Annotated in this window: 20 protein-coding genes; 9 read left to right on the forward strand and 11 right to left on the reverse strand. The window is 60.8% G+C overall.

What is annotated here, in order from left to right; all coding sequences use genetic code 11:
* Nucleotides 1-131: 131 nt before the first annotated feature.
* The 4 genes from AC1Q6D_RS02480 (at nucleotide 132) to AC1Q6D_RS02495 (ending at nucleotide 7,330) form a co-directional block, all read left to right on the forward strand.
* Entirely contained in the window at nucleotides 132-1,937 is a 1,806-nt protein-coding gene (locus AC1Q6D_RS02480) for a phenylacyl-CoA dehydrogenase (RefSeq protein ID WP_103404135.1), read from the forward strand.
* 251 nt (nucleotides 1,938-2,188) lie between these two features.
* Nucleotides 2,189-3,481, forward strand: a complete 1,293-nt coding sequence (locus AC1Q6D_RS02485; protein ID WP_103404134.1) for a GGDEF domain-containing protein — start codon at nucleotides 2,189-2,191, stop codon at nucleotides 3,479-3,481.
* 86 nt (nucleotides 3,482-3,567) lie between these two features.
* Nucleotides 3,568-5,364 (forward strand): acyl-CoA dehydrogenase C-terminal domain-containing protein, encoded by a 1,797-nt coding sequence (locus AC1Q6D_RS02490; protein ID WP_103404133.1) that lies wholly within the window; start codon nucleotides 3,568-3,570, stop codon nucleotides 5,362-5,364.
* 187 nt (nucleotides 5,365-5,551) lie between these two features.
* The gene (locus AC1Q6D_RS02495) at nucleotides 5,552-7,330 is read left to right on the forward strand and encodes an acyl-CoA dehydrogenase C-terminal domain-containing protein (protein WP_103404132.1); all 1,779 of its coding nucleotides are present in this window, start codon (nucleotides 5,552-5,554) and stop codon (nucleotides 7,328-7,330) included.
* 227 nt (nucleotides 7,331-7,557) lie between these two features.
* Here AC1Q6D_RS02495 and AC1Q6D_RS02500 read toward each other — a convergent pair whose 3' ends face one another.
* Nucleotides 7,558-8,487 carry a LysR family transcriptional regulator gene (locus AC1Q6D_RS02500; protein WP_103404131.1) on the reverse strand — a complete coding sequence of 310 codons (930 nt, stop codon included), beginning with the start codon at nucleotides 8,485-8,487 and terminating at the stop codon, nucleotides 7,558-7,560.
* A gap of 169 nt (nucleotides 8,488-8,656) precedes the next feature.
* Between AC1Q6D_RS02500 and AC1Q6D_RS02505 the strand changes: the two genes are divergently transcribed.
* From AC1Q6D_RS02505 to AC1Q6D_RS02520, 4 genes are all read left to right on the forward strand, one after another.
* Nucleotides 8,657-9,940: an aspartate aminotransferase family protein gene (locus AC1Q6D_RS02505; protein ID WP_103404130.1), complete on the forward strand. Its 1,284-nt coding sequence runs from the start codon at nucleotides 8,657-8,659 to the stop codon at nucleotides 9,938-9,940.
* 253 nt (nucleotides 9,941-10,193) lie between these two features.
* A complete protein-coding gene (locus AC1Q6D_RS02510; RefSeq protein WP_103404129.1) occupies nucleotides 10,194-10,550 on the forward strand; it encodes a type II toxin-antitoxin system RelE/ParE family toxin in 357 nt (118 codons plus the stop codon).
* Nucleotides 10,543-10,863, forward strand: a complete 321-nt coding sequence (locus tag AC1Q6D_RS02515) for a helix-turn-helix domain-containing protein (protein WP_090466753.1) — start codon at nucleotides 10,543-10,545, stop codon at nucleotides 10,861-10,863. Before AC1Q6D_RS02510 ends, AC1Q6D_RS02515 begins: the two co-directional genes overlap by 8 nt.
* An 84-nt stretch (nucleotides 10,864-10,947) precedes the next feature.
* Nucleotides 10,948-11,106 (forward strand): YqaE/Pmp3 family membrane protein, encoded by a 159-nt coding sequence (locus AC1Q6D_RS02520; protein WP_003228885.1) that lies wholly within the window; start codon nucleotides 10,948-10,950, stop codon nucleotides 11,104-11,106.
* A gap of 49 nt (nucleotides 11,107-11,155) precedes the next feature.
* On the opposite strand, the gene AC1Q6D_RS02525 is transcribed toward AC1Q6D_RS02520, so the two are convergent.
* The 10 genes from AC1Q6D_RS02525 to AC1Q6D_RS02570 form a co-directional block, all read right to left on the reverse strand.
* Complete coding sequence (locus tag AC1Q6D_RS02525; RefSeq protein WP_103404128.1) at nucleotides 11,156-12,979, reverse strand: alpha/beta hydrolase family protein; 1,824 nt, start codon at nucleotides 12,977-12,979, stop codon at nucleotides 11,156-11,158.
* Nucleotides 12,945-14,084, reverse strand: a complete 1,140-nt coding sequence (gene pqqE, locus AC1Q6D_RS02530) for a pyrroloquinoline quinone biosynthesis protein PqqE (RefSeq protein ID WP_259334686.1) — start codon at nucleotides 14,082-14,084, stop codon at nucleotides 12,945-12,947. The genes AC1Q6D_RS02525 and pqqE overlap by 35 nt, the downstream gene beginning before the upstream one ends.
* Nucleotides 14,077-14,352, reverse strand: a complete 276-nt coding sequence (pqqD, locus tag AC1Q6D_RS02535; protein ID WP_047534197.1) for a pyrroloquinoline quinone biosynthesis peptide chaperone PqqD — start codon at nucleotides 14,350-14,352, stop codon at nucleotides 14,077-14,079. The genes pqqE and pqqD overlap by 8 nt, the downstream gene beginning before the upstream one ends.
* Nucleotides 14,349-15,101: a pyrroloquinoline-quinone synthase PqqC gene (gene pqqC / locus AC1Q6D_RS02540; RefSeq protein WP_103404126.1), complete on the reverse strand. Its 753-nt coding sequence runs from the start codon at nucleotides 15,099-15,101 to the stop codon at nucleotides 14,349-14,351. The genes pqqD and pqqC overlap by 4 nt, the downstream gene beginning before the upstream one ends.
* Before the next feature lie 139 nt (nucleotides 15,102-15,240).
* Nucleotides 15,241-16,152, reverse strand: coding sequence for a pyrroloquinoline quinone biosynthesis protein PqqB (pqqB, locus tag AC1Q6D_RS02545; protein WP_103404125.1), 912 nt, complete (start codon nucleotides 16,150-16,152; stop codon nucleotides 15,241-15,243).
* A gap of 86 nt (nucleotides 16,153-16,238) precedes the next feature.
* Complete coding sequence (pqqA, locus tag AC1Q6D_RS02550) at nucleotides 16,239-16,313, reverse strand: pyrroloquinoline quinone precursor peptide PqqA (protein WP_009045898.1); 75 nt, start codon at nucleotides 16,311-16,313, stop codon at nucleotides 16,239-16,241.
* Nucleotides 16,314-16,467: 154 nt separating this feature from the next.
* A complete protein-coding gene (pqqF, locus tag AC1Q6D_RS02555; protein WP_103404124.1) occupies nucleotides 16,468-18,885 on the reverse strand; it encodes a pyrroloquinoline quinone biosynthesis protein PqqF in 2,418 nt (805 codons plus the stop codon).
* Between the two features lie 38 nt (nucleotides 18,886-18,923).
* Nucleotides 18,924-19,718 carry a carbon-nitrogen hydrolase family protein gene (locus tag AC1Q6D_RS02560; RefSeq protein WP_103404123.1) on the reverse strand — a complete coding sequence of 265 codons (795 nt, stop codon included), beginning with the start codon at nucleotides 19,716-19,718 and terminating at the stop codon, nucleotides 18,924-18,926.
* 12 nt (nucleotides 19,719-19,730) lie between these two features.
* On the reverse strand, nucleotides 19,731-21,413 hold the full coding sequence (locus AC1Q6D_RS02565; protein ID WP_047534184.1) for a flavin monoamine oxidase family protein: 1,683 nt from the start codon (nucleotides 21,411-21,413) through the stop codon (nucleotides 19,731-19,733).
* Nucleotides 21,414-21,634: 221 nt separating this feature from the next.
* Nucleotides 21,635-22,096 carry an Lrp/AsnC family transcriptional regulator gene (locus tag AC1Q6D_RS02570; protein ID WP_007980298.1) on the reverse strand — a complete coding sequence of 154 codons (462 nt, stop codon included), beginning with the start codon at nucleotides 22,094-22,096 and terminating at the stop codon, nucleotides 21,635-21,637.
* 175 nt (nucleotides 22,097-22,271) lie between these two features.
* On the opposite strand from AC1Q6D_RS02570, the gene AC1Q6D_RS02575 reads away from it, so the two are divergent.
* Nucleotides 22,272-24,626, forward strand: coding sequence for a glucose/quinate/shikimate family membrane-bound PQQ-dependent dehydrogenase (locus AC1Q6D_RS02575; protein ID WP_103404122.1), 2,355 nt, complete (start codon nucleotides 22,272-22,274; stop codon nucleotides 24,624-24,626).
* Nucleotides 24,627-24,721: the final 95 nt, after the last annotated feature.

Below are 24,721 nucleotides of genomic sequence, written 5' to 3' on the forward strand. Positions count from 1 at the left end.
GATGACGAACGGCAAAAGATCGGCGCTTGACAAGATTTGGGCGTAAACGTATGTTTCAAACAACTGTTTGACCGTCATAACAAATCGATACGGTCGCTCATTCCCGGTTACATCAGCAGAGGTTTATCGCTATGCCTGACTACAAGGCCCCCTTGCGTGATATTCGCTTCGTTCGTGACGAACTGCTTGGCTACGAAGCGCACTATCAGAGCCTTCCGGCTTGCGCAGACGCAACTCCGGACATGGTTGACGCCATTCTCGAAGAAGGCGCCAAGTTTTGTGAGCAGGTGCTGGCTCCGCTGAACCGCGTGGGTGACATCGAAGGCTGCACCTGGAGCGAGTCCGGCGTTAAAACCCCGACCGGTTTCAAAGAAGCCTACAAGCAATTCGTCGAAGGCGGCTGGCCTAGCCTGGCCCACGACGTGGAACACGGCGGCCAAGGCCTGCCGGAGTCCCTGGGTCTGGCGGTGAGCGAAATGGTCGGCGAAGCCAACTGGTCGTGGGGCATGTACCCAGGCCTGTCCCATGGCGCGATGAACACCATCTCGGAGCACGGCACCCCAGAGCAACAACACGCCTACCTGACCAAACTGGTGTCCGGCGAATGGACGGGCACCATGTGCCTGACCGAACCGCACTGCGGCACCGACCTGGGCATGCTGCGCACCAAGGCCGAGCCTCAGGCCGACGGTACCTACAAAGTGTCCGGCACCAAGATCTTCATCTCGGCCGGTGAACACGACATGGCCGACAACATCGTCCACATCGTGCTGGCCCGCCTGCCGGATGCACCGGCTGGCACCAAAGGCATCTCGCTGTTCATCGTGCCGAAATTCCTGCCGAACGAAGACGGTTCGATCGGCGCGCGTAACGCGGTGTCCTGTGGCTCCCTGGAACACAAGATGGGCATCCACGGCAACGCCACGTGCGTGATGAACTTCGACGCGGCCACCGGTTTCCTGATCGGCCCGGCGAACAAAGGCCTGAACTGCATGTTCACCTTCATGAACACCGCACGCCTGGGTACCGCGCTGCAAGGTCTGGCCCACGCCGAAATCGGTTTCCAGGGCGGCCTGAAATACGCTCGTGATCGCCTGCAAATGCGCTCGCTGACTGGCCCGAAAGCGCCGGACAAAGCCGCTGACCCGATCATCGTGCACCCTGATGTGCGTCGCATGCTGTTGACCATGAAGGCCTTCGCCGAAGGCAACCGTGCGATGGTGTACTTCACCGCCAAACAGGTCGACATCGTCAAGTACGGTGTGGACGAAGAAGAGAAGAAGAAAGCCGACGCTCTGCTGGCCTTCATGACGCCAATCGCCAAAGCCTTCATGACCGAAGTCGGTTTCGAATCGGCCAACCACGGCGTGCAAATCTACGGCGGCCACGGTTTCATCGCCGAGTGGGGCATGGAGCAGAACGTTCGCGACAGCCGCATTTCGATGTTGTACGAAGGCACCACCGGTATCCAGGCACTCGACCTGCTGGGCCGTAAAGTGCTGATGACTCAAGGCGAGGCTCTGAAAGGCTTCACCAAGATCGTCCACAAGTTCTGCCAGAACAACGAAGGCAACGAAGCGGTCAAAGAGTTCGTCGCACCGCTGGCTGCACTGAACAAGGAATGGGGCGAGCTGACCATGAAGGTCGGTATGGCCGCCATGAAGGATCGCGAAGAAGTCGGCGCGGCCTCCGTGGACTACCTGATGTACTCCGGTTACGCCTGCCTGGCCTACTTCTGGGCCGACATGGCGCGTCTGGCTGCGGAAAAACTGGCTGCCGGCACCACCGAACAGGCGTTCTACACCGCCAAGTTGCAGACTGCGCGTTTCTACTTCCAGCGCATCCTGCCGCGTACCCGCACTCACGTGGCAACCATGCTGTCGGGCGCCAATAACCTGATGGACATGAAAGAAGAAGACTTCGCGCTGGGCTACTAAGCCTTAACGCTGTCGTGCAAAGAGCCGCCATTCCTTCGGGACTGGCGGTTTTTTTTCGGCAATGCTCAAGCGCCAGCGGGACTCGTCCAGCGTGTCGGGGCTTCCCCTGCGTCACTGGCAGACCGTTCGTCGCCAGTGACGCTCTTTTTTACAAAAATACCTCAGTAATTCACTCAGCAATCCGGAGATTTTGCCGTTAAAGTGGTGGGCACATTGCCATCTTTTTTGATTTGACGGTCGGAGCTTTACCCTTGCCGCGTTCTTCCGCTGTACGTTTCAGTCATTTCCTGCCGTCATTACTGCTGTTGTTCGCGGGACTTGCGGCTGCTTACGTCAAGGATCTGAACGTCTTCTTCACTTCGCTGTTCAACGTGCTGCCAACCCTGGTGCTGTTGCTCGGCGGTTCTTACTGCGCGGTTTACCGGCGTCAGCGTGAACTGTTTCTGATGGTCACGGTGTACATCGCCTACTACCTGCTCGACACCCAGACCGACTACTACCGCGATAACGGCAAGGTGCGCGATGACGCGGCTGTGGTCTTCCACTTGTGTTGCTTGCTATTGCCGTTGTTATTCGGCGTATTCGCCGCCTGGCAGGAGCGTACGCATCTGTTCCAGGACATGGTGGCGCGCTTCGCCGTGTTGCTGGCCGTGGGCAGCGTGGCGTTGGGGCTGGAGCAAAGTTACCCGCATGCGCTGTTGATCTGGCTGTCGGAGATCCGCTGGCCGGCGTTGCACGGTGCCTGGATGAGCCTGATCCAGTTGTCCTACCCGGTGTTCATCGGTTCGTTCCTGCTGCTGGTGTATCAGTACTGGCGCAATCCGCGACCGCTGCACGCCGCGCAATTGGTGGGCTTGCTCGGACTGTTCTGGATGTTGCCGAAAACCTTCATCCTGCCATTCACCCTGAACATCATGTGCAGCCAGGTGATGCTGATGATCGCCGCCGCCGTTGCGCACGAGGCCTATCAGATGGCGTTCCGCGATGAACTCACCGGTCTGCCGGGGCGTCGTGCCTTGAACGAGCGCATGCAGCGACTGGGGCGCAACTACGTGCTGGCCATGAGCGATGTCGACCACTTCAAGAAATTCAACGATACCCACGGCCATGATGTCGGTGACCAGGTGCTGCGACTGGTCGCCAGCAAACTGTCGAAAATCGGTGGGGGTGGCAAGGCGTATCGCTATGGCGGTGAGGAGTTTGCCCTGGTGTTCGCCGGCAAGACCCTCGAAGAGTGCATGCCGCACCTGGAGGTCATCCGCGAATCCATCGCCACCTATAACATTCATCTGCGTAACCAGGACAGCCGTCCGCAGGACGATAGTCAGGGACGCCAGCGCCGTTCGGGCTCCAATGCTTCGAGCGTGTCGGTCACGGTGAGCATCGGCGTCGCCGAGCGCATTGAACAACGCACCCCTGAAGAAGTGCTCAAATCTGCGGATCAGGCGCTCTACAGCGCCAAGGGTGCCGGCCGAAACTGTGTCATGGCATTCGGTCAGACTCGTCGTGGCGCGGTGCGCATGGACGCCGCTGCGGTTGAGTGATGATGGCGCATTCAGCGTCTGGACTGTGATTGTGAGGCGTGGTCGGCAGCAGTAGGTTTGAATCATCTGCTGCCGGAGAAATGACCATGCCCGAGTACAAAGCTCCCCTGCGCGACATGCGCTTTCTGATCGACCACGTCTTCGACTTTCACAGCAATTACGCCGCACTGGGGGCCACTGACGCCAGTGCGGACATGGTCAGTGCGATTCTTGAAGAGGGCGCGAAGTTCTGCGAGAACGTGCTGTCGCCACTCAACCGCAGCGGTGACGAAGAGGGCTGCCATTTCGACAATGGCGTAGTGACTACCCCGAAAGGCTTCAAGCAGGCTTTCGCCCAGTATGTGGAAGGCGGCTGGCATGGCCTGGCGGCTGACCCGGCCTACGGTGGCCAGGGTCTGCCGAGCTCTCTGGGGCTGGTCATCAGCGAAATGGTGGCGTCGAGCAACACGTCCTGGGGCATGTACCCCGGCCTGACTCACGGCGCCATGTCAGCGATCCACGCCCATGGCACCGACGAACAGAAACAGACCTACCTGCGCAAACTCACCGCGGGCCAATGGACCGGCACCATGTGCCTGACCGAAGCCCATTGCGGCACGGACCTGGGCATCATCAAGACCCGCGCCGTGCCCCAGGCCGATGGCAGTTACGCGATCTCCGGCAGCAAGATCTTCATCTCCGCCGGCGAACACGACATGAGCGACAACATCGTTCATCTGGTGCTGGCGAAGCTGCCGGACGCACCAGCCGGCACCAAGGGCATTTCGCTGTTCATCGTGCCCAAATTCCTGCCCGATGCCGCCGGTGAGGTTGGCGAGCGCAACGGTGTTTCCTGCGGCTCCATCGAACACAAAATGGGCATCAAGGCGTCGGCCACCTGTGTGCTGAACTTCGACGGCGCCAAAGGTTTCCTGATCGGCGAGCCGAACAAGGGCCTGAACTGCATGTTCACCATGATGAACCATGCGCGCCTGGGCACCGGGATGCAGGGCTTGTGCCTGGGCGAGGCGAGTTTCCAGGGCGCGATCAAGTACGCCAACGAGCGTTTGCAGATGCGCGCGCTCACCGGCCCCAAAGCACCGGACAAAGCGGCCGACCCGATCATCGTCCATCCGGACGTGCGCCGGATGCTGCTGACCATGAAGGCCTTCAACGAAGGCAATCGCGCACTGACGTACTTCACGGCGCAATTGCTGGATGTTGCACACCTGAGCGCAGACCAAACCGCACGCCAGGACGCTGAAGACTTGCTGGCGTTCCTGACGCCGATCTGCAAGGCCTTCATGACCGACACCGGCCTGGAAGTGACCAACCTCGGCATGCAGGTGTTCGGTGGTCATGGCTTCATTCGTGAATGGGGCATGGAGCAACTGGTACGCGATTGCCGCATCGCGCCGATCTACGAGGGCACCAATGGCATTCAGGCACTGGACCTGCTGGGGCGCAAGGTCCTGGGCAGCCAGGGCAAGTTGTTGCGCGGCTTTACCAAGATCGTGCATAAGTTTTGCGCGGCGAACGCCGAACATCCGCAGTTGGCCAGCTATGTGGCGCAACTCAATGGCCTGAACCAGCAGTGGGGCGAATTGACGACCAGGGTCGGCATGGCGGCGATGAAGAATCCGGATGAAGTGGGTGCCGCTTCGGTGGATTACCTGATGTACAGCGGCTACATCATCCTTGGCTATTTGTGGCTGCGCATGGCACTGGTGGCCCAGGCACGGCTGGAAGCGGGCGGTGGCGATGCGGATTTCTGCAAGGCCAAACTGGCGACCAGCGAGTTTTACTTCAAGCGCCTGTTGCCCCGTACAGTCGCTCATCGGTCGGCGATCGAGGCGGGCAGCGACTGCCTGATGCAGCTGCCGGCGGAGTTGTTTGCGCTTTAATCTTTAAAACCAGTGACAAAGGAGCCCGCGTAATTGCGGGTTTTTTTATGACTGCGCGGTCGATGACCAAACATTACAAAATGGTCACCGCCTGACCCTATGTGTCACAAAAGTTGTTGGGTTACACTCGGACACAACGAAAATACTCCCCCTACGATTCACCCGTTTAGATCTTGCGAGGTTTGCCATGGCTGACTACAAAGCGCCCCTGCGCGATATGCGTTTCGTCCTCAATGAAGTGTTCGAGGTCGCCAAACTCTGGGCCGAGCTGCCTGCGTTGGCCGAAACCGTCGACGCGGAAACGGTCGAGGCCATCCTGGAAGAAGCCGGCAAGGTCACCAGCAAAAGCATTGCGCCCCTGAGCCGTGCCGCGGATGAAGAAGGTTGCCACTGGGCGGACGGTGCCGTTACCACGCCGGCCGGTTTCCCGCAGGCTTATCAGACTTACGCCGAGGGCGGCTGGGTCGGCGTGGGCGGTGATCCGGCCTACGGCGGCATGGGCATGCCCAAGGCCGTTTCGGCTCAGGTCGAAGAAATGGTCAACTCTGCCAGCCTGGCGTTCGGTTTGTACCCGATGCTGACGGCCGGTGCCTGTCTGTCGATCAACGCCCACGCCAGCGAAGAACTGAAAGCCGCCTACCTGCCGAACATGTACGCCGGTGTCTGGGCCGGTTCCATGTGCCTGACCGAGCCGCATGCCGGTACCGACCTGGGCATCATCCGCACCAAGGCCGAACCTCAGGCCGACGGTTCCTACAAGGTCAGCGGCACCAAGATCTTCATCACCGGCGGCGAACATGACCTGACCGAGAACATCATTCACCTGGTGCTGGCCAAACTGCCGGATGCCCCGGCGGGTCCGAAGGGCATCTCGCTGTTCCTGGTGCCGAAGTTCATGGTCAATGCCGATGGCAGCCTGGGCGCGCGCAACCCGGCCAACTGCGGTTCGATCGAACACAAGATGGGCATCCAGGCGTCCGCGACCTGTGTGATGAACTTCGACCAAGCCGTGGGTTATCTGGTGGGCGAGCCGAACAAAGGCCTGGCAGCCATGTTCACCATGATGAACTACGAGCGTCTGGGTGTCGGCATTCAAGGCCTGGCGACGGGCGAGCGTTCCTACCAGAACGCCATCGAATACGCCCGTGACCGCCTGCAAAGCCGTTCGCCGACCGGCGCGCAGAACAAGGACAAAGTGGCCGACCCGATCATCGTCCACCCGGACGTGCGTCGCATGCTGTTGACCATGAAAGCATCGAACGAAGGCGGCCGCGCTTTCTCGACTTACGTGGCCATGCAACTGGACACTGCCAAGTTCAGTGAAGACGCCACGACCCGCAAGCGTGCGGAGGACCTGGTGGCGTTGCTGACGCCGGTGGCCAAGGCGTTCCTGACCGATCTGGGTCTGGAAACCACCGTACATGGCCAGCAGATTTTCGGCGGCCACGGCTACATCCGCGAATGGGGCCAGGAGCAGCTGGTGCGCGACGTGCGCATCACCCAGATCTACGAAGGCACCAACGGCATTCAGGCGCTGGACCTGGTCGGGCGCAAGATCGTCGGCAGCGGCGGGGCGTTCTACAAACTGTTCGCTGACGAGATTCGTCATTTCACCGCCACGGCCAGCGCCGACCTGGTGGAGTTCACCAAGCCGCTGAACGATGCCGTGACGACCCTCGATGAGCTGACGGCGTGGTTGCTGGATCGGGCAAAAAACAACCCGAATGAAATCGGCGCCGCGTCGGTCGAATACCTGCAAGTGTTTGGCTACACGGCCTACGCCTACATGTGGGCACTGATGGCCAAGGCTGCTTTCGGCAAAGAATCGCAGGACGATTTCTACGCCAGCAAGTTGGGCACGGCACGTTTCTACTTCGCCCGGCTGCTGCCGCGAATTCATTCGTTGAGTGCGTCGGTGAAGGCTGGCAGCGAGTCGCTGTTCCTGCTGGATGCAGCGCAATTCTGAAGGTGTTGCGTCATGTAAGCATTCTCTTACACGACGTGCTGCACTTCTCCCATAGAAGCAGATTGGATCCACGGCTAATCTACTTCACATGGACGTAGCGCAGGAAGCGCAAAGCTACAACACGGACACGTAGGATTCTGCCAGGACGGCGGAGTGAAATGGATGTCAGGGAAACAGTCTGCAAAGCCCCGCTTCGGCGGGGTTTTCTTATGCCCGCAAAAAAGTACTCAGCTCAGTCCATCCAGTGCCGGTGGGGTGTTCAAGCGCTCATCCGGTCGATTTATCACTTCCTCCAGCAATGTTCGCAACAATGCCATCGAGGCCTGTTGCCGTTGCACATCCCGACACACCAGTCCGATTTTCAGCGGTACCCGGGGTTCACTCAGGGGTTTCCATAATAGGTCCTTGCTGCCGTGGGCTTTTTGCGAGCGCCCAGGCAATACCGTCGCCAATCGCGTGTGCGGCAGGCTGTCGAGAATCCCCGCCATGTTGTTCAGCTCGGCTTGTACCTGAGGGCGTCTCCCCATGCTGGCCAGTTGCGTTTGCCAGATCTGCCGTACTTGAAACTCCTCGCCCAGCAGCAGCATGGGCAGCTCGGCGGCCTGGCTCATGGATACTTTCTTGAATTCCCGCAGCGGATGGTCCGCCGGGATGACCAGCGTCAGCTCATCTTCGTACAGCATCACGCCGTGCAAACCAGGCTGCCGGGGCGGCAGGTAGCTGATGCCGATGTCCAGCGAGCCATTGAGCAGGCGTCGCTCGACTTCCAGGCCGGTCAACTCATAGATCTGCACCACCAGATGCGGTTGCGCCTTGCGCACCCGTTCGAGCATCTGCGGCACCAGGCTGGTATGCACGGTCTGCAAAACGCCAATCGCCAGTGTGCGCAGCGCTTGCCCCTTGAAATTGCCCAGCGCCTCCCGCGCCCGTTGCAAGCCATCAAGCAGGGGCAAGGCGTGGTTGTACAGGGTATGTGCCGCCAGCGTCGGCAACAGTCGTTTGCTGCTGCGTTCGAACAGGGTCACGTCCAGCGATTGTTCGAGTTGCCGGATCTGCTGGGACAGCGCCGGTTGAGAGATGGACAGCCGCTCGGCAGCACGGCCCACATGGCCCTCTTCGTAGACCGCGACGAAATAACGCAGTTGTTTAAAATCCATAAGTAATACTTATCGAAAATGTTGAGAAATCGAAATGGCCAAAGGCCTTGCCTGAGCCTAGTCTAACCGTATTCACAAGGCTTACAGGGCCACAAAGCGCGATGATTACCGTTTGCTTCGATGGTGTTGACATAGGTAAGGCAAAAAATCCAAAACGGAGATTGAACGGATGAATTTGTTCAATCTGCGTCGTCACTCACCGAGCCTTGATGATCTAGTGGCGCACGCTTCCTTTCAGTCCAGGGGCGACAACCTTTCCAGTGAGTGCCTGATGCCCAGTGTCGAACGACCGAAACAGGTTTTTGTCCGCGGCCAGGGCTCTTGGTTGTGGGACAACGATGACCGGGCTTATCTGGATTTCTCCCAAGGTGGTGGCGCCAACAGCCTTGGACACAGCCCCAAGGCACTGGTCAATGCCATCGCGACGCAGGCACAAACACTGATCAACCCCGGTTTCGGTTTGCATAACCGCGGCATGCTGAACCTCGCTGAGCGCCTGTGTGTCAGCACCGGCAGCGACCAGGCCTACCTGCTCAACAGTGGCAGCGAAGCCTGTGAGGCGGCGATCAAGCTGGCGCGCAAATGGGGCCAACAGCATCGCGGCGGCGCTTCGCGGATCATCGTCGCCAATAACGGCTGTCATGGTCGCAGTCTGGCGACGATCTCCGCGTCAGACAGTTCGATGCAGGTCAACCGGTTCGAGCCGCAGCTGCCGGGCTTCAGCCACGTTCCGTTCAACGATCTTCCAGCGCTGCACGCGGCCGTGGATGAGCGCACCGTCGCCATCATGCTCGAGCCGATCCAGAGCGAAGCCGGCGTGATACCGGCGACCGCGCATTACCTCAAAGGCGTCGAGCGCCTGTGTCGTGAACTCGGCATCCTGTTGATCCTCGACGAAGTGCAAACCGGCATCGGGCGCTGCGGCACTTTGCTTGCCGAACAGTCCTACAGCGTGCGGGCGGATATCGTTGTGCTCGGCAAAGGGCTGGGCGGTGGCGTGCCCGTGGCGGCGTTGCTGGCGCGGGGCAAGGCCTGTTGTTTTGAAACCGGTGAAATCACCGGTACTCATCACGGCAATGCCTTGATGACAGCGGCGGGGCTCTCCGTGCTCGACAGCGTGCACGACAAGGGATTTCTCGAGCATGTCGGGCAAAGTGCCCAGCATCTGCGTGAAGGGCTGCAGCGTCTGGCGCGTCGTTATGGACACGGCGAGTTACGCGGACAAGGCCTGCTCTGGGGTCTGACCTTGTCCGATGATTCCGCCGACGCCGTGGTCAAGGCTGCGCTTTACGAGGGCCTGTTGCTCAACGCCCCGCAACCTGACTGCCTGCGCTTCACACCGGCGTTGAATGTCAGCAAAGCCAACATCGACGAAATGCTCCTGCGACTGGCCCGTGCCTTCTCCCGTGTACGCACTGCCCAGTTGCAGTGCCGCAAAGGAATCGCCGTCTGATCAGATACACCCTGCACGAATCCCCGAACCGTCTCGCGGTATAACGCACGCCCCACGCTGGATTTTTTTGGCGTGGGGCGTTTTTTTTGTGGCTGGGTTTTGCCAGGCGTGTTCCGGCGCTTGAGGGATGCTTGGGTTAATGGTTTTTTAGTCGGGCGTCGGCAAGGAGTGTCGATGCCAGCGAAACTATGTGTTGGGAAGCTGGTTTTGAGTTCTATACCACTGGGTGGTATGTTTTGCGGAAGGGATGCCGATGTCAGTAAGGTTATTCAAGACAAAACGGTTCGCGATGCTTGCCGGGAAGGCGTGGATCAGCGATGAGGAGCTTCGGGAGGCATTCGTCGAAACGCTCAATGGGCAGGCGGACAATCTCGGCGGCGGGGTCTGGAAAAAACGCTTGAACGCCAATCGCCATCGCTCGATTATCCTGGCTAAAGGTGGCCGTAATTGGGTTTATCAGTTTCTTTATGCCAAGAAAGACCTCAGTAATATTGGCCCCCGGCAATTGGTCGATTTACGCGAGTTAGCCAAGACTTACGGAGGGCTGACCGAGTTGGAAGTCCAGCGTTTGCTGGATATGCAGGAGTTTGTGGAGATACCTTATGAGTAAAAAATTCAAAAGTGAAATAGCGGAATCAATCCACGAATCGGCCAGCGCCTTGTACACCATCGGTGCAATCAGCAAGGCGACCATGCGTGAATTCGATGAGTCATGCCTCGCTACCGTACCGGACGCAATTCCCGCGGAGCAGATCAAAGCGCTGCGCGAACGCAACAATGTCAGTCAGCCGGTATTCGCACGGTACTTGAACACCAGCGCTTCAACGGTCAAGCAATGGGAGGCGGGGGCCAAACACCCCAGCGGCATGGCGTTGAAGTTGCTGAGTATCGTGCAGAAGCATGGCCTGGAGATCCTGGCTTGAGAAACGGGGCTGAACCCTGACCAGCGGCGCAGGTCGATTGTGTGTGAGGCTCGCATGAGCCGACTTCAATCAGGAGCTGGCCCCATGGATTTCATTCGTATCATCATCGCCATTCTGTTGCCGCCGCTGGGCGTGTTTCTGCAAGTCGGGTTTGGCGGCGCGTTCTGGCTGAACATTCTGCTGACGTTGTGCGGTTACATTCCAGGCATCGTGCATGCGGTTTACATCATCGCCAAGCGTTGAGTTTGCGGCGTATCAGACATCGCGATCAGCGACTGGAGCACCGCCGATTTCAGCCGGCGTGCTCCATCACCCGTCGATAAAACAACCATTCCTGTTCCAGCGCATGGGCCTGATTGCCCGCCTTGCGAAAGCCATGGCGTTCGTCAGCGTAGTAATGGGCTTCGACGGCAATGCCGTTGTTCTGTAGCGCTGTGACCATCTCGCGGGTTTGCTCCGGCACCACCACCGCATCCAGTTCGCCCTGAAAGAAGATCACGGGCACGCTGATGTTGCTCGCATGCAGTAATGGCGTCCGTGCGGTATAGCGCTCGGAGTCTTGCACCGGATCACCGATCAGCCAGTCCAGATAATCCCCCTCGAACTTGTGGGTCGCCCGGCCCAGGGCGACAGGATCGCTGACCCCGTAGAGGCTGGCGCCGGCGCGGAAGACCTTGTGGAACGCCAGTGCGCACAGCGTGGTGTAACCGCCGGCACTGCCGCCACGAATGAACGCTCTGTCGCCGTCGATCAATCCACGTTCGGCGAGGTGACTGGCCACTGCGCAAGCGTCTTCGACGTCGACGTCGCCCCAGCTCAAATGCAGGGCCTGGCGATAGGCTCGCCCATAGCCGCTGCTGCCGCGGTAGTTGAGATCGGCCACGGCGAAACCCCGTTGCGCCCAGTACTGAATGCGCGGATCGAGCATCGGATAGCACGCCGATGTCGGGCCGCCGTGGATGAACACCACCAGCGGCGGTTTGGCCTCGCCCGTCATCGCCGGGTAGAAGAAGCCATGAGCTTCGCCCGAACCACTCGGGTAACGCAGGGTTTGTGGAAGGCTGATCTGCTCGGCAGGTAGTGGTGTGATGCCGCCGGCGAGTGTGTTCACCTCACGGGTCTGGCGGTCGATGGCGATCACCGCTGACGAACTGATCGGCGATGCCGCGATGCAGTAGATGAACTGGTTATCCACAGCGAGATGGCGGAAGCGGCTGTATTCGCCCGTGAAGTCCTCGTTGTTGTCGCCACACACCGCCAATCGGCCAAAACCACCTTCCGTCCAAGTGGCCAGATAGCCGGCCCCGCCCAGCGGCAGCCAGGTGCAGCCACCGAGTTGCCAGGGCGCGGGACCATGATCGGCAGCGGCACTGGGTAACGGGCTCAATCCCTCGCTGGATTCCACCCAGGGTTGCCAGAAACCGCCGCGATCGGTCAGGCAATACAAGCGCCCGCTGTCGTCAAATCGTGGTTGTTGCAGAGACTCTTGAGCGTCGTCACCGGCGACGCAACAGGGCGGTGAAAACCCGCCATCGCGCTGGCGTTCGGCGACCATCAAGCGCGTCGCCGTCCAGGGCTGATGCGGGCGATCCCACTCGACCCAGGCCAGGCGACGGGCATCCGGGCTCAGCGTGGGTGCCGCGTAAAAATCCGCACCCTCGGCCAATAAATGCCGTCCGCCGTCCGTCAGATCAATCGCCACCAGGCGATGTCGGTCGCGGTTCTCTTCTACCGCCAGCACTTGACCCTGGGCGAACTGAAGATCGCCATAACGGCACACTCCTGATGTCAGCACTTCGGGTTCGCCCTGCAACGATTGCCGATACAGTTGCTGGTCGGCCTCGTTGACGAAAACGACGCCGTCGTCAGTCAGACAAAACGCGCCACCGCCATATTCGTACACCCGACTGCGCACACTGAACCCTGGTGGCGTCAGACATTTCGCCGTGCCATTGCGCCAGTGCCAGATTCGGCAGGCGCCATCTTGCGGGCGGTATTCGTTCCAGAACAGGCCGTTGGCGCCGGCCTGTAGCTCGGCAAAGTCGACACCGGCGGCGACGGCGTTGGCCGCGCTGAAGGGTTCAGCTTTTGGCGATGAGGCGTGAGTTTCGTTCATTGCGAAAGGCCAGTTGATCGATGGTCTGAGTGGCGTGCCCGGCATCTTCGCGGGCCTGGAGGATCACGCCGTGATGGTGCGATTTACTGCACACCGGGTCGGCGTTGCTTGCATCACCGGTGAGCATGAACGCCTGGCAGCGACAGCCGCCGAAGTCCTTTTCTTTCTCGTCGCAGGAGCGGCAGGGCTCAGGCATCCAGTCGTAGCCGCGAAAGCGATTGAAGCCGAACGAGTCGTACCAGATGTGCTGCATGCTGTGGTCGCGCACGTTGGGAAACTGAACCGGCAGTTGTCGGGCGCCGTGACAGGGCAGTGCGGTTCCGTCCGGGGTGACCGTCAGAAAAATACTGCCCCAGCCGTTCATGCAGGCTTTCGGGCGTTCTTCGTAATAGTCCGGGGTGACGAAAATCAGCTTGCACGGATGACCTTCGGCTTCGAGTTTTGCCCGGTATTCGTTGGTGATGCGTTCGGCGCGCACCAGTTGCTCTTTGGTCGGCAACAGGCCCACACGGTTGAGCTGTGCCCAGCCGTAGAACTGGCAAGTGGCGAGTTCGACGAAGTCCGCTTCCAGCGCAATGCACAGCTCGATGATGCGGTCGATCTGGTCGATGTTGTGCCGATGGGTCACGAAGTTGAGCACCATCGGATAGCCGTGGGCCTTCACCGCGCGGGCCATTTCGAGCTTCTGCGCGAAGGCCTTTTTCGACCCGGCCAGCAGGTTGTTCACCTGCTCGTCGCTGGCCTGGAAGCTGATCTGGATGTGATCGAGGCCGGCCTTTTTGAAGTCGCTGATCTTCTGCTCGGTCAGACCGATGCCGGAGGTGATCAGGTTGGTGTAGAAGCCCAGCTTGCGCGCCTCGGCAATCAGCTCGGCGAGGTCCTGGCGCACCAGCGGTTCGCCGCCGGAGAAACCCAGTTGCGCCGCGCCCATCTCCCGCGCCTCGCGAAATACCTTGATCCACTGCTCGGTGCTCAGCTCCTTGCCCTGTTCGGCGAAGTCGAGGGGGTTCGAGCAGTACGGGCATTGCAGCGGGCAGCGGTAGGTCAGCTCGGCGAGCAGCCACAGCGGCAGACCAACCTCAGGCTTGGGCGGCAGATCAGTCAAGGGTGATCCAGTGCTGCGCACGGGCAACCTCCATGAATTGCTCGATGTCGTCACCGAGTTCGGGCACGCCGGGGAACTGGTTGTCGAGCTCATTGATGATCGCCGCGACATCGCGCTGGCCATCGATCAAGCCACCGATCAGTGCGGCGCTTTCATTGAGTTTGATCATGCCTTCGGGGTACAGCAGCACGTGGCCTTTCTGCGCCGGTTCGTACTGGAAGCGGTAGCCGGGCCGCCAGGTCGGGGTCTTGCTGCGATCGAAACTCATAAGGTGATTCCTTTATGCCAGACCCGTTGTTCGGTCACGCTGTGATACGGCGGGCGCTTGAGTTCGTAAGCCATGCTCATGGCATCGAGCATGCTCCAAAGAATGTCCAGTTTGAACTGGAGAATTTCCAGCATGCGCTCCTGGCCCTCGCGCGTTGTGTAGTGCTGCAGGGTGATGGCCAGGCCATGCTCGACATCGCGTCGCGCCTGACCCAGGCGCGTGCGGAAATACTCGTAGCCGGCCGGGTCGATCCACGGGTAATGCTGCGGCCAGCTGTCCAGGCGCGACTGGTGGATCTGCGGCGCGAACAGTTCGGTCAACGAACTGCTGGCGGCTTCCTGCCAACGGGCGCGGCGGGCGAAGTTGACGTAGGCGTCCACGGCGAAACGCACGCCGGGCAGTACCAGTTCCTGGGAGCGCAGTTGATCCGGGTCGAGGCCGACGGCCTGACCGAGGCGCAGCCAGGCTTCGATGCCGCCGTCCTCGCCGGGCGCACCGTCATGGTCGAGCAGGCGTTGAATCCACTCGCGACGGATTTCGCGGTCCGGGCAGTTGGCAAGAATGGCGGCGTCCTTGAGCGGGATGTTCACCTGATAGTAAAAGCGATTGGCGACCCAGCCCTGAATCTGCTCGCGGGTCGCCCGGCCTTCATACATCGCCACGTGGTAAGGGTGATGGATGTGGTAGTAGGCACCCTTGGCGCGCAGGGCGGCTTCGAATTCGGCGGGGGACATCGGGGTGTCGGTCATTGCGGTTCTCCGGGGGCAACCGATGGATTCTGTGGTGTCTGCACCGGCCTCATCACCAGCAGGCTGGCTCCCACAGTGATCGCGTTCCCTCTGTGGGAGCCAGCCCGCTGGCGATGGACCGCGCAGCGGTCTCGGCTACTTACAAAACAATACTCATGCCGTCATACGCCACTTCAACCTGGCGCCGATCCAGTTCCGCGCGTTGCGGCGAATCTTCATCGAGAATCGGGTTGGTGTTGTTGATGTGGATAAGGACTTTGCGCTGCGTGGGCAGTTGCTCCAGCACTTCGAGCATGCCGCCGGGGCCGTTCTGTGCCAGGTGACCCATCTCCCGCCCGGTGCGGGTGCCGACGCCACGGCGCTGCATTTCGTCGTCGTCCCACAGCGTGCCGTCCACCAGCAGGCAATCGCTGCCGGCCATGATCTCCAGCAACGGCGCATCGACCTTGCCCAGGCCCGGTGCGTAGAACAGTTTGCCGCCCGTGTTGAGGTCTTCGACGATCAGGCCGATGTTGTCGCCCGGGTGCGGGTCGAAGCGATGGGGCGAGTAGGGCGGCGCGGCGCTGCGCAGCGGCAGCGGGGTGAAGCGCAGGTTGGGGCAAGCCGGGATGCTGAAGCTCTGGTCGAGTTCGATGCGGTTCCAGGTCAGGCCGCCGTTCCAGTGGCTCAGCATGTTGAACAGCGGGAAGCCGCTGCTCAGGTCTTCGTGGACCATGTCCGTGCACCAGACCTGATGCGGGCAACCTTCGCGCAGCATGAGCAGGCCGGTGGTGTGGTCGATCTGGCTGTCCATCAGAATGATCGCGCTGATCCCGGTGTCACGCAGTGCGCGGCCCGGTTGCATCGGCGCGAAACCCTGAAGTTGGGCGCGAATGTCCGGCGAGGTGTTGCACAGCACCCAATTGACCCCGTCATCGGAAATTGCGATGGACGACTGGGTACGTGCCTTGGCATTCAGGCTACCGTCACGAAAACCTGCGCAGTTCGCGCAGTTGCAGTTCCACTGGGGGAAACCGCCACCGGCGGCGGATCCCAGGATCTGGACAAACATGGAGGCTCCCATCACTCAACAGCTGAAAATAAAAACGCCTCGGCGAACCGAGGCGTTGAACCGCATGTTCTGCCTGGCGGCAGGACTCAACGGCTGGCGAAGTACATGGTGACTTCAAAGCCGATACGCAGGTCGGTGTAAGCAGGTTTGGACCAGGACATGGAGCGCTCCTTCAGGTGATGGGACAGTTGAGATCTATACATATAGTCCACCTCCAGCGGGAGATGTTCAGATAGTTAGGCAGCTATGTTACTTAAAATTTCACAATAATTGGCCGCAAATGTTCGAGAAAGTTAATTGCGGCCCCAGTAACGATCATTTTGTCACTTGCCAGGGCGAACCGGGGCAACTCCCGTTGGACAGGCAGCGCCAGCCGCCTTCGGCCTGTTTCAGGCGTTGGGCAGCGGCGATGAGTGTCGGTCGATCAAGCAGCAGAATTGCCTGGGGCAGTTGACTCAGATAATCCGACGAGCGGCCCGCCAGTTTGCCCTGCCACAGCAGTTCGGCCGCTTGGGCGTCGGGCAACACGGTACTGGCGAACTGGTCGGCCAGGGTCTGGCGCAGGGCGATGAAACTCTCGTCATCGATGTCCCGGATCATCGGCGGTAACCCGTCCAGGAACTGCTCGATGTGTTGCAGCAGGTCGACCGGCTCGACACTGGGTGATTGCACACCGAATAGCAGTCCGGTCTGCCCGTGCATCTGGCGCAAGGCACTGAACACCGCATAGCCGAGTTGCAATTCCACCCGCAGGCGCTGGTAGAACGGCGTCTGGCAGACGTGTGCCAGCAGGCGCCACGCGGCTTCGTCAGCGATCGCGTTCGCGGATGGGCAAAACAGCAACAACGCGTGTTCGCTGGTGCCGGTATCGATGGTGCTCCACAGAGGTTGCGACTGGCTCGATGGCGGCGGTGTCAGCTGACTGTCCGGCGTGCCGGGGATGCGGCTCAATGCCACGCCCATGGCCGCTTGGGTCTGCGCCGACAAGCCTATCGCCAAGCCATCCCAGCGGGCGCCTGACCAGAGTTGTTGCAGATCATCAGAGCGTGCGCAGGGCGCGAGGCAGCAACCGGGCAGCGCCTTGAGCAGCTGCCGAATGGGCATCAACGCTGATTCATCCTGCGAACCGGCGATTTCAGGTTTCGCCAGCGCTTTCAGCACATGCTCCAGTACAACGGGCATCGGCTCCTGCAGTCCGGTCATCTTCAGCAACCATTCAGTGCCCGAGGCGGTGAACGAGACATCCACACCCGCCTGCCGCGCCTCTTCGCGCAATGGTTGCAGATGATTGTCCAGACCCGATTGCAGGAGAGTGCTCGGTGCCGCATCAAGACGCCAACGCAGATACACGGCCCCTTGTGCACCGCTGTCCGACAACGCCTGGCTGAACTGCATGGGCGAGCGTTCGCGACGAGTGCGCGAGCGATCCTGGGCAAAGGTGCGCAAGCCACGGTGGGCGCTGGTCTGGCCACGAATCAGGCCGGCGTTGGGGGCGGGCGCGTCGGAGCGCAGGAAGGGATTGGGTGTCGGCAGTTGCCATTGACCGCTGAAGTTATCCACAGCGCCGATTTGATTCAGCACATGCCTGAGGGCTGTCGCCCCCTGTTCGGATAACCCGGCTTCGCGTTGTTCGCTGTCCAGTCGGGCCAGTTGCAGGGCTGTGGCGACGTGCTGCTGGCATTGCAGCAGGGCGGCGTATTCGGTGCTCAACGCGCTCCAGTCTTGCCGGGCGAAAAAGCCCAGCCAATCCAGCAACTGCTCGCGAATCGCCGTTGAAGGTGCACCGGCACTCAGCGTGAATTCAATATGCAACAAGGCTTGCCCGGCAAATTGATACAGCGGCGCCGCTTTCAGGTGAGTGGCCCAGCCCCGGTCGCGTAAACCGGCCAGCAGCCCGCCGGGCTTGGCGCTGTTGAGCCAATGGCACAGGAACGCCAATGCGTCAGCCGATGAGTCGGGCAGTGCTTCGAGGGCGAACAACTGATGCAGGCGATGGGCGTCCACCTGTTGATAACGGTTGTCGGCAGTGCTCATCAGAGGCGCAGGCGCTTGTTGCGCGATCGTGCTGCCCGCAGGTATCGCATCAGCAAAAGCCTGGGCCAGCGCTGTCAGCTCTTCGAGACTTTGCGGGCCCGCCAGGCTCAGCGTCATCTGCCCGGCTTGATAAAAGCGCTGATAAAAATCCTGCAAGGCGTGCTGAAACTCCGGCTGCGATATCGGAAGGCTGTCGCGGTTGCCGGCGTGAAAGCCGCGCAATGGATGCGTTTCACTCAGCCCGTTGAACAGCGCCAGTTGCTGTTGGGCCGTGGCGTCCTGGGACCAGGCGATAAACTCGGCCTGCAGCACTTCTCTTTCGCGCTGCTGATCGTCCGGATTCATGCGCGGGTGAGCGAGCATGTCTGACAGACGCTCCAGCCCACCGGCCAATGCCTGCGTCGGCAATTCGAAGAAGTAGTCGGTGGTGCGCTCATTGGTGCGCGCGTTGACCTGCCCGCCATGACCCTGGACGTAGGCCATCAACCCCTGGCCCGCAGGAAAACGCTCGGTGTGCAAAAACAGCAGATGCTCGAGAAAGTGTGCCAGGCCGGGCCAGGCCAGCGGCACATCGTGGCTGCCCGCGGCGACTCGCAACGCCGCTGCACAGCGCTTCAAATCCGGCGCATGACGCAGCGTCACCCGCAGACCGTTGGCCAGGGTTTCAGAAGGGGGGCGAGGGTGATTCAGCGCAGGCATGGGCACTTCCAGAACAGTGAAGTGCCAATGCTAGCGGATTAGTGCTTGTTCAGCGCGTCGTAAAGCTCGGGGCGGCGATCGAGGAGGTAGCGATTGGCGGCGCGGGAATCGACCATCAACTGACGATCCAGCTCACCGACGATCAATGCCTCATCAAGGCCGGCCTGGGCGATGCGGCTGCCGTCCGGTGCGGCGATGCTGCTCTGGCCGCAGTAGTGGATGTCGCCTTCGTGCCCGCAATAGTTGGCGTAGGCCACGTAACACTGGTTTTCAAAGGCGCGGGCGCGGACGGTGACATCCGCGATGAAATCGAAGGGAATCATGTTCGCCGTCGGCACCAGGATCAGCTCGGCGCCTTCGAGGGCCAGGCGCCGGGCATTTTCCGGGAACTCCAGGTCGTAGCAGATCAGGAAACCGAGCTTCCAGCCGTTGAGCTCAACGACCGGAAAATCGTTGGTGCCGGGGCTGAACATCGAGCGGTCGAGGTCGCCGAACAGGTGCGTCTTGCGGTAGTTGCACAGGCGTTCGCCATTGGCGTCGATCAACTGCACGGCGTTGTAGATCTGCCCGTCCTCGGTGCGCTCGGGATAGCCATACAAGATGGCGATCCCGGCCGCCTTGGCGATGCGCGCGACCTGTTGCGCCGACTCACCGTTGTACACCTCCGCCAGCACGCTGACGGCATCGACGCCAATGTTGTAGCCAGTCAGGAACATCTCCGGCAGCACCAGCAAATCGGCGCCTTTAGCCTCCAGCGCAAGCTGGTGCAAGCGTTGCAGGTTGCCGGCAACCTCCAGGGGCAACGGTGGACATTGGTAAAGGGCTACGCGCATTTCGGATTCCTCTTACTCGGGCAGGGCGATCGGTCCGATCTCGTTGAACACATCACCTGGACCCGGATTCTCGGCGTGAGTTGCACCGCCGAAGTGTTTCATGATGCCCCATACCGCGTTGAGCGACGTCTGCACGGCGCCTTCGACCCAGGCCGGCGTCCACGAAACATCGTCACCGGCAATGAAGATCCCGCGCTGTTCTGCTGGCATGTCTTCTTGCATGAAGTGCGCGTACATGCGCTGGTTGTAGCGGTAGTGGCCGGGCAGGGCGCCTTTGAAGGCACCGAGGAAGTGCGGGTCGGCTTCCCAGGACACAGTGATTGGATCGCCGATGATGCGCGCGGCGATGTCGACTTTCGGGTAGATCTTTTTCAGTGCATCCAGCGCCAGCTTCACGCGTTTTTCCACCGGGTGCGGGAGCATTTTCAGCGCATCGCTCATCCACGAGTACGACAGGCAAATCACCCCCGGCTTGTCGTCGCCGTTGTCGAACAGGTAGGTGCCACGGGTCAGGCGATCGGTGAGGGTCATGCTCATCAGGTCGCGACCGGTTTCCGGGTCCTTGTCCTTCCAGAACGGACGGTCAACCATCACGAAGGTCTTCGACGATTGCATGTAGCGAGTACGGTCCAGGGCCATCCACATCTTTTGCGAGAACAGAGTTTCGTCGCATTCGATCTGGGTGGTCAGCAGCCAGCTCTGGCAGGTGGTCAGCACTGCGGCATATTCGCGGGTGTCGCCGTTGTTGTCGGTCACCGCAAAACGGCCGCCGGGGGCGTGGGCGATTTTTTTCACGCCGGAGCGCGGGGCGCCCCGGTGCAACGATTTAAGGCTGGTGCCTTCAGGCCAGTGCACGCAACGTTCCGGCACATGACGCCAGATGCCTTGCGGTACTTGCTCGACACCACCGACCACCAGGTGCTGGTGGTCGTCGCAGTTGGTCATGACCACGCGGAAGATTTCCAGCATCGAGTTCGGGAAGTCCGAGTCCCAGCCGCCGGTGCCGAAGCCGACCTGGCCGAACACTTCACGGTGGTGGAACGACAACTTGGCAAACGCTTTGGACGTGGCGACGAAGTCGTAGAACGTGCGGTCGTCCCACAGCGGCACCAGGGTATTCCACAGTTCCTTGAGGCGTGGCACATCGCGGTCACGAATGGCCTGCTGGATTTCGCCGAAGCGCGAGCCGTCTTCCAAGGCGTCGGCCCAGGCGTCAGCCACTTCCTGGAACAGTGCAGGAAGATCCGCCAGTTTCTGTGCGTAATGGGTTTGGCCTTCCAGGTCGATCACGGTGCTGCCGGAGGCAGGCGTCAGCGGGTTAGGGAAGGGTTTGGTCTCAAGACCGAGTTTGTCGACGTAGTGGTAGAACGCGGTGGACGACACCGGGAAGCGCATGCCGCCCAGTTCGGCGACGATGCCATCGGTCCCGTTGAAGGTCTGTGAGCGCAGGCGGCCGCCCATCTTCGACGCTTCGTAAACCACCGGCTTGAGGCCGAGTTTCATCAGTTCATAAGCCGCCACCAGCCCGGCGATGCCGGCGCCAACGATTGCCACTTCGGCACCATGGTTATGCTCGGGAATGCTGCCCAGCCCGGCCGGGTGTTCGATCCAGTCGTCGAAGGCGAAAGGAAAATCCGGGCCGAAAATGGTGACTGGTTTCTTACCGTCTGCAGGGTGGCGATTGTTCTTGTTCATGGCTGACCTTACTGGCGACCGGACGCAGGGTGCGCGTCTGAGTATAGGAAAAGATGCCGGCCATTCTAGAGAGCGTGGAACACGTTAATAAGACGCAAAGTGTCGTCGTTTTGACAGATTAATGATCAATATGACGATTGTGCTGTGCACACTGTCCGTTGTGGGAGCGGACGTGCCCGCGAAGAGGTCCGATCAGATAACGACTATCTACGGGTGGAACCTCAAACCGGCTGCCCCCGATCAATCTTGCTGCTCAAGATGATTGAGGTCGTGGTCTTCTCCACCCCGTCGACACTGCCGATCTGATCCAGCAACTGGTCCAGCTGCTCCGGCGAATCGGTCCGCAGCCACGCCACATAATCAAATTCGCCACTGACGGCACACAACTGCTGCACCTGTGCCATCGCACTCAGGCGTCGCAGCACTTCCTTGCCGGAGCGCGGCTGCACGGTAATCCCCACGTACGCCTGCAATCCGCCGTCGACCACACGCTGACCCAGGCGAACGCCATAACCGGTAATCACTTTGGCTTTTTCCAGGCGTGCCAATCGCGAAGTGACCGTGGTGCGCGCGATGCCCAGTTGCCGGGCAAGCATGGCCACGCTTTCGCGGGCGTTGATCTGCAGGGCCGCGATCAGCTGGCGGTCGATTTCATCAAGAACGGGCGGGCGAGTGTCAGGCAAAGGTTGTCTCCAACGGGACAGAGCATTGGGCACGCATGTTACCGCCACATCTCATCGAGCGGATGTTTGATCTAGGCTCACTACCGTTCATGCCATTTTCACCTGCGACAATTTGCCATAAGTAACTAGGTAGTACATTATTCCGCGCTTGTCACAAATGGGGATAATTTCCGACATGAATAATTCTGGGGCTGCCGCCGGCAGCAAATGGTTGCTGGCGGGGCTGGGTGTCCTGATTGCACTGATCGGGCTCGGCCTGGCGGGGGGTGGTGGCTACCTGATTTCACTCGGTGGCAGCGGGTATTTCCTGCTGATGGGCCTGGCGATGCTGGTCTCCGGCTTGATGATTGCCCGCCGTAAACCGGCAGGTGCCTGGCTGTATGGTCTGGCGCTGATCCTGACCGCGATCTGGGCCGTGTGGGATGCCGGCCTCGAGTATTGGCCGCTGGTCTCGCGCGTGCTGACCTTTGCCGTGATCGGCCTGGTCGTGGCGCTGATCTATCCGACGCTGGTGCGTGCCTCGGGCGCGTCCGCAGGGCGTGGCGCCTATGGGCTGGCCGGTATTCTGGCCGTCGGTGTCGTCGCCACCCTGGCCTATATGTTTGTGCCGACCCACGTGGTCAAGGCCACCACCGAACCGGCCGTCACGCCGGTCGCACCGGGCACTGAGCAGAAAGACTGGGCGCACTGGGGCAACACCACCGCCGGCAACCGCTTTGCCGCGCTGGACCAGATCAACAAGGGCAACATCGACAAATTGCAGGTGGCCTGGACCTTCCGGACCGGCGACATCCCGCAAAGCACCGGCGCTGGTGCCGAAGACCAGAACACCCCGCTGCAAATCGGTGACACGGTCTACACCTGCACCGCCTACGGCAAAGTCTTCGCCCTGGATGCCGACACCGGCGCCCAGCGCTGGAAGTTCGACCCGCAAGGCTCCGCGCCGAACTGGCAGCGTTGCCGTGGCCTGGGCTATTCCGAAGCCCCGGCACCTGCAGGTGCTCAGCCAACGGCCTGTACGAAACGTCTGTTCCTGCCGACCGGCGATGCGCGTTTGATCGCCATCAATGCCGAAACCGGCAAGCCTTGCGAAGCGTTCGGCAACCAAGGCACGGTCGACCTGAAAACCGACATGGGTGAAGTGAAGCCAGGCTACTACCAGCAGACTTCGACGCCATTGGTCGCCGGAGACGTGGTGATTGTCGGTGGTCGCGTGGCCGACAACTATTCCACCGGCGAACCGCCAGGCGTGGTTCGTGCCTACGACGTGCGCAGCGGCGAACTGGTGTGGGCGTGGGATCCGGGCAACCCGAACACCACCAAACGCCCGCCAGCGGGTGAGACGTATACCCGTGGCACGCCGAACGTGTGGTCGGCCATGTCCTACGACGCCAAGCTCGGCCTGGTCTACTTGCCAACCGGCAACGCCACCCCGGACTTCTTCGGCGGCCAGCGTACCGAGTTCGACGACAAGTGGAACTCCTCCATCGTCGCCGTCGACGTGAAGACCGGTCAGGTGCGCTGGCACTTCCAGACCACTCACCACGATCTGTGGGACTTCGACCTGCCGGCACAACCGCTGCTGTACGACGTGCCGGACGATAAGGGCGTTATGCAGCCGGCGCTGGCCCAAGTCACCAAACAGGGCGAGATCTTCCTGCTCAACCGCGCAACCGGCGTGCCGATCGCGCGCGTTGAAGAGCGCCCGGTACCCCAGGGCCATGTGCCTGGCGAACGCTACTCGCCGACCCAGCCGTTCTCGGTGGACATGCCTTCGATCGGCAACAAGACCCTGACCGAATCCGACATGTGGGGCGCCACGCCGTTTGACCAGTTGATGTGCCGCATCCAGTTCAAGGGCATGCGCCACGAAGGCGTCTACACCCCGCCGGGTATGGACCGCGCGCTGCAATTCCCGGGCTCGTTGGGTGGCATGAACTGGGGCAGCGTCTCGGTGGATCCGCACACGAACTACATGTTCGTCAACGACATGCGCCTGGGCCTGGCCAACTACATGATCCCGCGCGACAAGATCGGCGCCGGGGCCAGCGGCATCGAAATGGGTGTGGTGCCGCAGGAAGGCACGCCATTCGGTGCCATGCGCGAACGCTTCCTCTCGGCGGTCGGCATTCCGTGCCAGAAGCCACCGTTCGGCACCATGTCCGCCATCGACCTCAAGACCCACAAACTGATGTGGCAAGTGCCGGTCGGCACCGTGCAAGACACCGGCCCGCTGGGCATCCGCATGCACCTGCCGATCCCGATTGGCATGCCGACCCTCGGCGCTTCGCTCGCGACCCAGTCCGGCCTGCTGTTCTTCGCCGGCACCCAGGATTTCTACCTGCGTGCTTTCGATACCGGCAACGGCAATGAGATCTGGAAGTCGCGCCTGCCAGTGGGCAGTCAGTCCGGGCCGATGACCTACGTTTCGCCGAAGACGGGTAAGCAGTACATCCTGCTCACCGTAGGCGGTGCACGTCAGTCGACGGACCGTGGGGACTATGTGATTGCGTATGCGTTGCCCAAATAAGGGCTGACGTTTGACTCGGAAAAGCCGCGCCATTGCGCGGCTTTTTTCTGGGCGAAAGAACGTCTGTGGAGATCGGCTAGGATTGATGCAGTCGA

This window comes from Pseudomonas sp. MT92 (genome assembly GCF_058792515.1).